Raw genomic sequence first — 13,779 nt, forward strand, 5'->3', positions numbered from 1 at the left:
ATCAATCACCATCCATTTTCCATTTATGCGGAAGAACACAAATACCCTCACCTATATAAGCAGATCTTACAAAAAACTCTTTAATTCTTGCTCTATAATCAATGGGTACATGAGCATTGTTTTCAAAAATTGCTACATCAAAATAATAGCTGCCACCCAATAAATTAAATCCTTCGTATTCCAAATAAATAGTGTTTATTCCTTTTTTATAAGAAACTTTTTCTTTATCTAATAAAGTATTAACACCGCAGACGTAGATATCATCGATAGTATGAATAGCTACCCCAATAACTATATCTAAATTATCAGTATTCATTTCAAAATCAATCTTTAAATTGAAATTGGAGTTATATTCGATTTCATCAATTTCCTTACCATTAGTATCAATAATCTGAAATCTTTCGATAACACCTATCATATCATCATTCAGTTTTAATTTTTCTTTATTATCCTCATTTTCATTAGATTTTGTAGATTTTTCGCCGTATTTCAGATAATCGGTATAACGATCACATATCAAGTCGGTGTCGCCCTGTGCTTCGATCCTTCCTGAATTCAACCAGATTGCTCTGTTGCAATAACGCTTTATACTGTTTATATCATGAGAAACAAATAATATAGTTTTACCCTTGTCTCGAAACTCACTAAACTTTTCCATACATTTTATTTGGAATTTCAGGTCACCAACTGCCAACGCCTCATCGACTATTAATATTTCTGGATCCACATTAATAGCTACTGAAAAAGCTAACCTTGCGAACATACCACTGGAATAAGCTTTAACTGGTTGATAAACAAAATCACCTATATCTGCAAATTCCAGAATACTATTTAATTTTGCATCCATTTCCTCTCGACCAAACCCCATCATCATACCATTCAAGTATATATTTTCTATACCTGTATACTCCAAGTTAAATCCTGCACCAAGTTCTAATAATGCAGAGACTTTGCCATTAACATAAACCCCTCCAGAGGTAGGTGATGACACACCAGTAATAATTTTTAGAATTGTAGACTTCCCTGATCCGTTCTTTCCAATTATACCAACTACTTCGCCTCTATATATTTCCATGCTAACATCGTTAAGTGCATAGAAGGGACGATGGTAAGTCATTTTCCGAATACTCAAAGACTCTTTTAAACGGTGTACAGGCTTCTCATAAAGCTTGTACACTTTTGTTATATTTTCAGCTCTAATAGCCAACTCTTTACTCATATCCCTCACCTTTTCTAAAGCACATCTGCAAAATGTGGTTTCATTCTCTTCATAATTGTAATACCTATTAAGAACAATATCGATGTGAGTAACCAAAAATAAATAGATTGGTTATACCGTTCCCAGAACCATACCTTATTAATTAGAGCATCACGATATCCTTCGACAATATAATAGACAGGATTCACTTTAAGTATCCAACGATAAGAGGCCGGAAGCATAGTTGAACTCCACAAAATTGGGGTTAACCACATACCAAACTGTAATATCAAGCTAATAATTTGTCCTAAATCTTTAAAGAAGACTATGAGGGAACTCGAAATGAGCGATAAACTAAAGACAAAACAGATCGTACACAATGAGTAGTACACTACCTGTGTAGCGTACATAGAGGGATTAACACCATACAGAAGGAAGATAATAAAGGTCAGAATAACAAAAAATAAATGTACAAAGAAAGAAGATGTTATCTTCACTAAAGGAAGTAATCTAATTTGGAAAACTATTTTTTTTACTAAATAACTATACTCCATTAGGCAATTTGTCGCACTTCCCCAGGCTTCCGCAAAAAAGAACCACGGAACAATACCTGCCACTAACCATAGTATAAAAGGAACACTATGTACCGAACCCGATCTAAATCCAACTTCAAAAACAAACCAATATATCAAAACAGTAACGACTGGCTGTACGAATGCCCAAATCACACCCAAATATGAACCTGCATACTTTGTTTTAAAATCATTTACCGATAAGAAATAGAGCATCTTCTTATTGTAATACAGCTCTTGAAATAAATATTTGATATCAGAACGTAATTTCACAAAAACTAAAAAAATAATAGCAGTTAATAATGCTATACCAAAGGCAAGAAGTTGCTGAACTGTTTGATTATCTTTTATTATATTTTCTTTTATCTCGTTCGAAGGAACAAATTCAATATAAGGATCTTCTCCTAAAACTGAAACAGACAAATTTCCTTGTTCGTATTTTAAATTTTCTACTTGATTACTGTTTTTTAAATCAATATCTTTCATGTTGATTTCATAAGAGTGTAAGGGTGAGCTAATAGATATATTGCTTATAAATAAATCTCCAGGTTTTGTACCTAAATCTAATCTTAATTTTTGAACATCATCATCTAAAGGGAACTTAAGTGGTTCAAACTTTCCCACTTTATTATAATTCGCAACTACCGACTGTTCCTCATTTAACTGCTCATTATTCTTTAAAAAATACACTTGAAAATAATCTTTTTCTCCACTCTTTACAGTTAGCTCCAATTTCATTTTGTTAGATGGTTGAATAAAAAATATGAAAAAAGCGTAAAAAATAAAAAGAGATATCACTCCAACAATTCCAAATTTCGCAAGTCTTTTTTTACTAAATCTCACTATATAGTGCCCCTCTGCTAATTATATATAACAATCTCAGACATTACCTTCCGCAACATCAATTAAGTATTTTCCATAATCAGTTTTCAAAAGAGGCTCCGCCAATGCTACTAACTGTTCTTTCCCAATATAATTCATGCGAAACGCTATTTCTTCAACACAAGATATATAAAGCCCTTGTCTTTTCTGAATGGCCTCTACAAAATTCGAAGCTTGCAGTAAGGAGTCATGTGTTCCCGTATCTAGCCATGCCATACCTCTTCCCATTAGTTCAACTTTTAATTTATCCTGCTCCAGATATTTTTCAATTACAGAAGTTATCTCTAATTCCCCTCTTGCAGATGGTTCTACGTTACGCGCGATTTGCACAACATCTTTGTCGAAAAAATAGAGCCCAGGAACTGCAAAATTCGATTTAGGATTTCGTGGTTTTTCTTCAATTGAAATCACTCTCTTATCCTGATCAAACTCTACCACACCGTACGCTTTAGGGTCATTTACGTAGCAGCCAAATATTAAGGCTCCTTCTTCTAGTTTAGAGGATTCTTGCAATATCTTAGAGAAATTAAGACCATAAAAGATATTATCTCCTAATACAAGAGAAACAGCATCACCATCAATAAAATCAGCACCCAAAATGAACGCTTCCGCTAATCCATTGGGTTCACTTTGAACTTTATACATCAACTTCATTCCTAAAGCTGAACCATCTCCTAGTAAATTTTCGAAAAAAGGTAAGTCTCGAGGAGTAGATATAATTAAAACTTCCTTTATACCCGCCAACATCAAAACTGATAGCGGATAATAAATCATAGGTTTATCGTAAATCGGAAGCATCTGCTTTGATATAGCTCTTGTTAGTGGATACAACCTAGTCCCAGAACCTCCTGCTAATATTATGCCTTTCAAAATTGATCGCCTCGTTCATTAATTAGTGTTATTATTCTTTAGGAATAACTGTTACTGTTTACTAGTCTTGTAGTAAAATACTACATGTATGCTATTAATACTCATGTAATTACAGGAAAAGGAGATTATAACGTGTCGAAACCAGTATACGGTAAAAACGCCGCTCAGTCGAGAAATGTTGAAAAGATAGCAAGTCCGATTTGGGCATTAGTTGTTGGTTTTATTCTATTTTTGTGTTGGACCCCATTTCAAGTGGGATTGTTTAATGGATCGCTAGTAGATTACGAGAAGCCAATATACGTATCCGCACTATTAAGCGCACTGATGCTGCTAGTCTGTGTTGGCTTGAACTACAAAAAATTCAAGCTTGAAGAGCAGAGTGATTTAGTAGCTTGGGCAGCATTATTGCTCCCTGTGACCTATGCTCTGTCACTGTTTGTCGCAGTTTCGCATTATACGGCGATGAATATGCTGTTCATTCAGTGTACATATGCCGCAGTTTTCATTATAGCCTTTTATCTCATGAAGCAAAAGCAAGTAAATGTTGTCATTCAAAATGCTATATTAGCGATTGCGTATTTTATAGTGGGTTTTGGACTTTTAAATTGGCTAGGCAGTGGTAAATTAGCAGGAGATCTTATAGGTTGGTTCTCAAACACCGTCCGAAATGATGTCTATTTAGATGCTGTTATGACTGACTCTAACGGACTTCGTCTGACTTCGATCTTTCAGTACGCAAATACGTACGCTGCCTTCTTGATGGCCTTTCTATTTGTAGCGATATTCGCGCTTATTCGCTCTAAAAATTGGTATGGAACGTTAACACACAGCTTTATGTTGGTACCTATCATTGTTTCTATCTTACTGACGTTATCTCGTGGCGGCTTAGTCCTGCTACCTGTAGTATTCATACTCCTACTTCTATTCCTAAAACCTGCACAGCAAATCCTTTGGATTCTGCATCTAGGAGTTGCTGGTATTGCTTCGCTACTAATTACAACTCCAGTGACCAATCTGGGCTTAGAGTTAAATACAAATTTCACTTCATCCGCTGCCTTAAAGGGTTGGGGATACCTGCTGGGTGCTTCAATAGTTGTTGCCATTATCGGCTGGATGATCCAACGTTTCGTATCTCCATGGTTACATATGAAATTGGAGAAAGTGTCGTCACGTAAACGGACAGGTCTTTGGATTCCGCTCGGATCTGTCGCTCTAATTGCTATTGTAGCTTTCTTGCTTATCGGTACGAGTGCAAAAAGCATCTTACCTGACAATATGGAGACTCGCCTCGAGAACATCAATTTCCAGCAACATAGCGTACTCGAGCGGATTACTTTTTATAAGGATGCCTTGAAGGTAGTTAAGGATTATCCGATCCTCGGTGCTGGTGGAGGAGGCTGGGCCTCGCTGTATGAGCATTATCAGAACAACCCTTATACAAGCCGGCAGGTGCATAACTTCTTCTTACAATTCCTCATTGAAGTAGGTATTGTTGGATTTATCATATTTATGAGCTTCATTCTGTATATCTTCTATAAATATATTCGTGGATATGTAAAACGGGATAAAAACGAATTTGAGAATGGTTTCTTCTATCTAATTATTGCTCTATCTATTCTTGTGCACAGTCTACTTGATTTCAACATGAGTTATGCCTTTATGGGCATACTAGTTTTTATTGGCCTTGCCGGAATGGCCTCCGTTATGGATAGCAAGCCACTGCGGAAAAATTGGAATAAAGCGGGCATCCGTTTTGGATACCTCGCTGTGCTTTCTTTAGGAACCTTGTTCCTAGTGTTCTTGTCAATCAGCTATATTGGCTCCAGTAACTCTGCTTTGAAAGCTAAACAATTGAGAAGTTATAGCACTTCCTACGAAGAGCTTAGAGCCCCATTGATTGAGACTTTGAACAAACGTCCAAGTCATCCAGAATCGACAATTTATCTATCGGCCTTGGATCAGCAGGTATTTAGTCAAACACAACAGGAACAGTTCCTTGACGAGGCATACAGTGTATTAACTCGCGCACTCAAAGATGAGCCATACAACAAAAATCTTCTGCTCCAATTAGTGAGCTACTACGATCTGAAAGGTCAAAGCGACGTCGCCTTGGGTATTTACCGTGACAACGCAGATAAGTTCAACTGGGATATCGATTGGTATGATGCAATAATCAGCCGTTCCTTTGCCTTAGGTCAGCAAGCACTTAATCAAAAGGATGAGACAAAGAAACAAGAGTATTTCAATGAAGTGCAAGAAGCATATAACCACGTTCTAGCTGGGATTGAACATCTGAAGACTCTTCCACCAGAACAACTGCAAGGGCGTCCTTTCTCAGTAACGCCAACTATTGCTTTAAACGTTGGCAAAATGCAACTTTTATCCGGACAAGAGGATGCGGCGAAGACCACTCTCAAGCTTAATTCAGATGCTAATTACACGGATATTATGAACAGTGAAACTCCATGGGATATAAATTGGTACAGTTCACTCATCAGCCGTTCATTTGATTTGGGGCAGGCAGCTTATGCACAACAAGATAATCCAGATAGAATAGACAACATGAAAGCTGGCTTTGTTATTGGGCTTTTGGCCTACGATCATGTACTTGCGGATAATGATCCTTCGAAGACATTTACTCCGGATGTGACACTGAAGGTAGGGAAAATGCAATATATGTCTGGAAAGATACAAATTGCAGCCTCCATCTTAAAAACAGCCTTAAGCCAAGATTTCGCTGATGCAACCAATCGTGAGATTGCTCGTTGGTACCTTGCTGCACTGGCGAAAACTGGTGGCGAGGATCAGGCACTATACGATTCGCTGATCGCAGCTGATCCTGCGGAAGCAGCACAAGTTGAGGCCATTACAAATTCACAATTTTAATAAAAGAAAGAAACCATAAAGGCGCGCCACTGTAATAACAGCGGCGCGCCTTTTTTTAGATTATATGAGATTTACTTATAGCCCGACCTTAGCTGCTTCGCTCTCGACAAGCTCTTTCATATAACGAAGCAAGTCATCTTTAAGCTCCTCGTGTTGAAGTGCATAATGAATGGTAGTCTGGATAAAGCCCATTTTCTCACCCACATCATGACGTTTACCTTCAAAGTCATAGGCAATAATTCGTTCAACCTCGCTTAGACGTGCTATCGCATCAGTAAGTTGGATCTCTCCACCTACACCTACCTGCTGCTCACCTAGCATATCGAAGATACGTGGAGTTAAGATGTATCGTCCTAAAATTGCTAGATTAGAAGGAGCCTCTTCTCTCTTTGGCTTTTCTACTAGACGATTAGCTTTATATACCCGTTCTGCCAAAGGCGAAGCATCTACAACACCATACCGTGATACTTCTTCCCATGGAACAGGCTGAACACCCACGATAGAAGATTTATACTCGTCATAAACATCTATCATCTGTTTGAGACAAGGTTTATTCGCTTCAACAATATCATCGCCTAGCAGGACAGCAAACGGTTCGTTTCCTATGAATTTACGTGCACACCAAATTGCATGTCCGAGACCTCTTGGTTCTTTTTGACGAATGTAGTGGATATCTGCCATTTCGGAAGATTTACGAACAGATTCAAGCAGCTCCCACTTCTGCTTCTCTGCTAAGTTAAATTCCAGTTCAAAAGAGTTATCAAAGTGGTCTTCAATCGCACGTTTACCTTTCCCTGTTACAATAATAATATCCTCGATCCCGGAAGCAACAGCTTCTTCAACAATATATTGGATCGTCGGTTTATCTACAATCGGTAGCATTTCTTTAGGCATTGCTTTAGTTGCAGGTAAAAAACGAGTGCCGAGACCTGCGGCGGGAATAATCGCTTTACGGATCTTCATCACATTAACTCCTTCTATCATATACTCTTTTCAATTACATATCTGTAAGTACCCTAAAATGGCATATTTCTTTCAATTATAGCAGTTACAGCACATTTATGTCAGAGTGTTTGTTATATTTGTATATCTATTCCAATGAAATAAGAGGGTAGGAATTATAATCAAATTGCTATTTTAAATACTTTGCTGCCCCAATAATATACTATTATTTAGTATATGCAAATTAGGATGAGGACGAGATCAAATCTAATAAAAAGGGCTAAGCAATACCAGCATCTACCTGGTAGTTACTTAGCCCTTATCTTTAACTCTTAACTCTTATTACTTCGCGTTCACCAATTGCCCACGCGTTACGCCAAGTTGGTTAGTAGCCTTTAGGCTCTTCCATACCTGCGTCCCAGAGATTTCACCACGCAGAGCGCGGCTGTAGAGGCTGATTACCTCAGCCACTTGCTCTGGCGTCTCTTCCAAGAACTCCACACGGTATGAAGATACTCCTAGGTCACGGAAATTGTTCAAATACTCCGCACCAGACTGCTCAACAGCGTTATAGACGGTATTACGGCAGCCTTCATCCACACGAACTGGATGTGACATTCCAATACGGTCTTGCAAAGAAGCACGGTGCTCTTCACAAGGACGACCACAGTTCGTATAGTCAGTGCCTTCACTCATAAAGGTACAGTACACACAGTGTTCAGTATGGAACATCGGCAAATGCTGATGGATAACGACCTCCATCCGGGAAGTATCGCTGTGCTCAAGCAGATCGACCATCTGTTGAATGTTCAAGTCATAGGATGGCGTTACTATGTCACAGCCTGCCTCAAGGAACAAATCCACTGCTTTATGATTGGCGATATTCAATGAGAAATCGCCAATCAGGCGTGGATGCACAGCATCCGGTTGCTCCTGGCGGCGGCGCAGATAATAATATAACGCGCCTGTATTACGCACGAGCACAGCATCCGGCTGCAAGCGAAGAATATTCGCGTGGTAGCCGTTCTCGCCCGGCATATGAATGCGCGGCGTGGCCAGCGCTATGCTGGCCCCTGCAGCCCGTACCGCATCTACCGCTGCCGGGAACTGCTTGATAAACTCGAAGTCGGCGTAGATGTTTCTCACGCCGGCCTCGAGCGCAGCCTGCACCTGCGGCAGGCTGCGGCACAGCGCGGTGAGCTCCGCTTCACCAGCGCGCTGCGGAGCGACACCCCTGCGGGTGGCGTCGCCGTAAACCTCGATCGCCCGTTTCACGTAGACGGGCGGTTTCGGGCGCTCGCCCGCAAGCAGCTCCACCGCTTGGCGGCGGATGCTGTTCAGCTCGCGCATAGGGACGATGACTTCGCCTTGCAGATGCGACTCCAACGCGTCAAGCTGGAACACGGTCCCGCCCAGGCGGCCGAATTGTTCTTCCAGCAGCGCGGTATCCATCGGACGCTTTTGCGCGGCTTCCAGCGCGAGCTCCGAGTCCACACGGACGGTAACGTTCTTCTGAATGTCCGTCCACCAAGTCGTCAGCTTCTCGCCGACGCAGCCTTGCACTCTAACATGTACCGGAAATACCCGGTACGGCTTTTCGGTTTCATAAGTCTGGCGCAGCGCCTTATCTAACGCAGGGTCATTTGTCTTCCAAATGCGGTCACCGACATTTAGACGACGAAGATCTACATCATTACGACCGGCTACGATGTCGATGATCCAACCTTCTCCGGCTTCGCCTTCCAGCTTCACACCTTTACGACGAAGGTCGTAGACACGACCGCCTTCTTCTTTTTTCGTCGGATCCCCAGCGTCAAAAACAATTCCGTCCCCACGCTTAAGCGGTGCATGAATACGGCAGACCACTCCGTCACGCAGAATTTGCTCAACAGTCCCCAAATATACACCACGGCTTTTTGGGAAAGTCCCGTCTACCAGTTTCTTATTGTTCGTTCCATCCAGGAAACCATGTGTAAACCCGCGGGAGAAGCTTTGTTGCAGCTCACGCACCTCCTCCTTCGAAGGTTTAGACAGATCGCCTTCAAAATACCGATCAATCGCTTTACGATACTTACTAACTACATTCGCTACATATTCCGGGCTTTTGAGGCGACCTTCGATTTTAAAAGAAGTCACACCCGCCTCGATCAGCTCAGGCATTAGATCAATTGCTGCCAGGTCCTTAGGAGAGAGCAAATAAGTTACGTCTCCCATAGGTTTTACCTCACCATCCACCATCAGATCATAAGGCAGGCGGCAAGCCTGCGCACATTCACCGCGGTTGGCAGAACGTCCGCCCCACATTTCAGAGGTCAGACATTGACCGGAGTAGGAAACACACAAAGCACCGTGTACGAATACTTCCATCGGCAGGCGGGCTTGCTCCCCGATCGTACGAATTTGTTTCAGATTGTTCTCACGACCTAATACCACACGTTCCAAACTAAAAGGTTTAGTAAACTCGACCGCTTCCGGCGAAGTAATGGTCATCTGTGTCGATCCGTGAATCGGGAAATCCGGTGAGATTTCGCGGATCATTTTGACCAAACCTAAATCTTGTACAATTACTGCGTCCACGCCAGCATCCACGCATGCATCAATCAGTTCTTTTGCATCAGACAATTCATTTTCAAAAACCAGTATATTAAAGGTCAAAAAGCCCTTCACACCATAGCTATGCAAAAACGCCATAATTTCCGACAGCTCGTCCATGCGAAAGTTGTTCGCTCTGGCCCGTGCATTAAACTTCTCTACGCCAAAAAAGATAGCATCCGCTCCGTTTGCTACCGCTGCACGCATGCAGTCCCAATCACCTGCGGGTGCCAATAGCTCCACGTCTTCTCTGCGTATTTGTTGCTCTTTCATTTATATCCTCCCAAACCGCCATTTGACGGGTCATTTCTAGTTGATTAACTTGATAATTGTATCAAATATCACACTTGAGCGCTATGCGTTTACCAACATTTATATAGAATAAAAGTCATAATGCTGTCAGGAAGCTGACTTCTTGCCTATTGCACTTTACTCCATGAATGTTGTAGAACATGCAACTTTATTGCCTAATCCAGCGCTTCGACAACTAAATGTTGTACATAAAGCATCATTCTCACACTCTAGTATCGACAACTGGCACAAAAAGTTGCAACATTTACAACAATTCACTAGGAATATCGTGACATATAATAGAATGTTGTATCAAATCGAATACACTAATCCACCCTTTAGTTATTCACATTGTGTCCAACTTGGATAACATTGGGTCCAATCCCTTTTCCCTCTTTATACAAAAAAGAACGCCCCAAGCCAAATCGGCAACTGGGACGTTCTTCGTCTGATTGAATTATACGCTTCTATTCGTGTGTCAGCTACGACATTGGTACTCTTTTAACTACTTGCTGCCTGTAAACCGAAACGATTGTAACGTCTTGTCTAATAGAGCCTGCTGTTCTGCAGTGGCATTGGCATCATTCAGCGTAACGGTAATCATGTAGACCACATCATTTTTACCAAACACAACCTGCTTGCTGCGAAGAGGGATACCATTTTTGATTTGATGTGCAGTTATGATCGTAGCAGGGACATCCGCAAAGGTAGACTCCACTACACTTTCTATACGAGGGCCTTTGGGATCATTATTTTTATTTTGATAAGCATCTTTGAGAACATTAACTGTATAATCCACTGAACCCTCGGATTTTGAGTTGATCTGTAGACGTCCTCCGCTGAAGCGATATTCAATCGACTGCGTCTCAAAAATATCCTGATAAGGTGTCCATAAACTTGGAATATCAATGGCATAACCGTAGGTTTTGGATACTTTGGTTAATGTCTTATTTTTGAGCGTCTTATAATCATCACTAGCGAGTCGCCCGAAGTTCTCCTTCAGCAGATCAAAATCAATATCAATAGAGGATATGATGGCTTTGAATTTTGCCTTATCGTCATCTTGCCCAGCAGCTGTTACATATTCAAAATAATAGCGATACCCATTTTTGAGTATGAGAGCTTGATATTCTGTAGTAACACCGTTGCCGTAATTTAGCTGTAGCTCATTGATTTGTGCAGATACACCGGAGATCTCCGACTTGTTGCTGTCTTTCAGAACATAAGCATCCGCTACAAAGTTCTCTTTAGTTTTCGTTTTCAGATCTTCAGCCCAGCTCTCTAGTGTAGAACCAGCAGGTGCCGAGGTAACCGCCACACTCAGATGACTTCCCTGCTTACTCTCATAATAGAGATGCTGGTCGTCCTTACTCCAATCTGCGGGAACCTGTAGTGAAATCCCATAGTCCTCATTGTACGCGTCACGCAATCCACTTTTCACCGTAGAAAGATCACGGATTTTTTTGTTTTTAGTATTAAAAGAAGGCTGGAAAGAGTTAAGTAATCCTGTGTATTTAGCAAAATCTTTATAATTAACTGCTTTGTTATCCGTCAAATAAATCTCGTAGAGTCGACCTTCAGCATATAACAGTCTGCTTTCCCAGAGCGCTCCACTGGAATCTTTACTGATCAATCTAGCATAAGGTATCGCGGCTTTGGGGAACGACTCCCGATCCAATATCAACTCCCCACCTGCCTCGACCTCCCGAACCAGCTGTTCCAGCAGCCCTTCCGCATCTACCGCAACCGCCTGGTCACTTACATGAATCTCCACATAATATAGATTGTCCGCACTTGAAAAGGTAGCCACACTTTCATCTCCACCGCTATTTCCAGCAATCAGCCCTGAGGGATAATTCAGTGTCCATTGAAAATAGCTGTTTCCAATTTGAGTCTTACCAACATCGCTGTCAATCCCAGTCTCCTCTGGCGTATCTTCTTCGCTGTCTATAGGAACTAGGGTAACCATTAGCTCATCCCCACTCCCTTGAGAGAGTGTCGCACCTAACACATCAGCTACAAAGCGAAGCGGTACCATCAGCACATCTGAAACCATCCGGGGCGCTGAACCCAGTTTAACTTTGATTCCATCCTTCCAAGCGATATCGCTCCCAATCGTCATCGCCCCTGAATGAGCACCATAGGTTACTTTTACCACATTGTTCTGCTCTAAGGAAACAGTGCTGCCAAACGTCTTTTTAAAAACCCCAAGCGGGACCATAACCGTTCCGTTCTCCGTATAAGGCCGCTCGATAACCACCTTCTTACCATTCACCGTAGCTGAAGTACTGCCAACTTTTAGACTCAGCTGTAGCTTATCTCCTTGTGAAGCTAATGCTGTTTGTATGGGTAATATAGAAAATAGCAGTAATAAGGCCAGCATCGCACAAAATCCTTGTTTTAAAATTTTCAAGCCCATTTACCGTCCCCCTCTCCAGTTTGCTAATCACTCTTCCGCGTGCTCGTCCCCATCCGTTTCATAATCATCTCCGCTTAACAACGGATCACCTTGAGTGAGCACGAGTTTACGGACGACGATATCCCCATCGCTTTGCATAACCAGCCGCACAGTTGCTCCCGGCAGGTAGCTTTTGAACAATTCATTAATATCAACTAGTGAGACCACACGATGCCCATCGATGCTATACAAGACGTCCCCTTCAGCAACCCCTGACTTGAGCGCTTCTGAAGACACTACCTTAGTGACGGACAAAGGATCCAGCGTTGGCAATCCCACAACCGTAGACCAGCTTGCCTCCAGCTCTAGCCCCAGACTCGGATGCTGGACCTCACCATATTTTAAAAGCTGGTTCATAATATACTGCACAGTATTCGCTGGAATCGAAAACCCCATATTTTCCACACCCACCGCTGAGTATTTCAGGCTGTTGATTCCCAGCACCTCACCTTTCATATTTACTAGCGGCCCTCCGCTATTTCCGGGATTAATCGCTGTGTCACTCTGGATAAGACGATAAGCCGCATCTACCTCACGGTTAAGACCACTTATAACGCCTACAGTCGCTGAATTTCGTAGAGAAAAGCTAATCGGTGTTCCGATAGCAATAACCTTCTCCCCAACCACTGTTTTGCTATTCGCTGGAATAAACTTGGCGGGCTTTAAATGGGTGGCATTGATTTTGATCAGCGCAAGATCACTAACTTCATCCAGATATGTTTCTTTAACACTGTAGGTTTTGGAGTCCGAGGTGACTACTATGGCATTTTGCAGATCCTTGATTACATGAGCATTGGTTACAATCCATCCGTTCGATTTCACAATGATGCCGGAGCCATGCGTCAGATTATACCGATCATCCGGGCCACTATTCCCGCCACTCTCGTCTTTGCCGATAATGCCCACAACAGAGGGAGTGATACTTTTAATAATTCCAGGTATCGGATCTTCTGCCGCCGCTTTACTGACCACCTTACTAGTACTATCAAAAGCAAACACCGACTGACTCCATACTCCTGACAGCATTACGCCGCATAGTAATAGACCTAGTCCTTTCCTCGCCAGCTTCTCCCCAATACTCCTCATTC

The 13,779-nt window shown here is 41.8% G+C and carries 8 protein-coding genes; 1 reads left to right on the top strand and 7 read right to left on the bottom strand.

Annotated elements, in window-relative coordinates:
• Position 1: 1 nt before the first annotated feature.
• From NYE35_RS28580 to rfbA, 3 genes are read right to left on the bottom strand one after another with little or no spacing between them, the layout of a single operon-like run.
• A complete protein-coding gene (locus NYE35_RS28580) occupies positions 2-1,219 on the bottom strand; it encodes an ABC transporter ATP-binding protein (protein WP_038573500.1) in 1,218 nt (405 codons plus the stop codon).
• Between the two features lie 14 nt (positions 1,220-1,233).
• Positions 1,234-2,613, bottom strand: a complete 1,380-nt coding sequence (locus NYE35_RS28585) for an ABC transporter permease (RefSeq protein WP_244886397.1) — start codon at positions 2,611-2,613, stop codon at positions 1,234-1,236.
• Positions 2,614-2,649: 36 nt separating this feature from the next.
• Positions 2,650-3,522 (bottom strand): glucose-1-phosphate thymidylyltransferase RfbA, encoded by an 873-nt coding sequence (gene rfbA / locus NYE35_RS28590; protein WP_038573503.1) that lies wholly within the window; start codon positions 3,520-3,522, stop codon positions 2,650-2,652.
• Between the two features lie 132 nt (positions 3,523-3,654).
• On the opposite strand from rfbA, the gene NYE35_RS28595 reads away from it, so the two are divergent.
• Entirely contained in the window at positions 3,655-6,408 is a 2,754-nt protein-coding gene (locus NYE35_RS28595; protein WP_076107098.1) for an O-antigen ligase family protein, read from the top strand.
• A 75-nt stretch (positions 6,409-6,483) separates the two neighbouring features.
• Here the strand turns inward: NYE35_RS28595 and galU are convergent, their stop codons facing one another.
• The 4 genes from galU to NYE35_RS28615 form a co-directional block, all read right to left on the bottom strand.
• Complete coding sequence (gene galU, locus NYE35_RS28600; protein WP_036678633.1) at positions 6,484-7,371, bottom strand: UTP--glucose-1-phosphate uridylyltransferase GalU; 888 nt, start codon at positions 7,369-7,371, stop codon at positions 6,484-6,486.
• Positions 7,372-7,692: 321 nt separating this feature from the next.
• Complete coding sequence (locus NYE35_RS28605) at positions 7,693-10,215, bottom strand: U32 family peptidase (protein ID WP_094902722.1); 2,523 nt, start codon at positions 10,213-10,215, stop codon at positions 7,693-7,695.
• A gap of 523 nt (positions 10,216-10,738) precedes the next feature.
• Complete coding sequence (locus tag NYE35_RS28610; RefSeq protein ID WP_094902724.1) at positions 10,739-12,652, bottom strand: stalk domain-containing protein; 1,914 nt, start codon at positions 12,650-12,652, stop codon at positions 10,739-10,741.
• A 27-nt stretch (positions 12,653-12,679) separates the two neighbouring features.
• Complete coding sequence (locus tag NYE35_RS28615; RefSeq protein WP_094902726.1) at positions 12,680-13,777, bottom strand: S1C family serine protease; 1,098 nt, start codon at positions 13,775-13,777, stop codon at positions 12,680-12,682.
• Between the last annotated feature and the right edge of the window lie 2 nt (positions 13,778-13,779).

It is taken from the genome of Paenibacillus sp. FSL L8-0494 (assembly GCF_038003695.1).
Classification (GTDB): domain Bacteria; phylum Bacillota; class Bacilli; order Paenibacillales; family Paenibacillaceae; genus Paenibacillus_AQ; species Paenibacillus_AQ odorifer.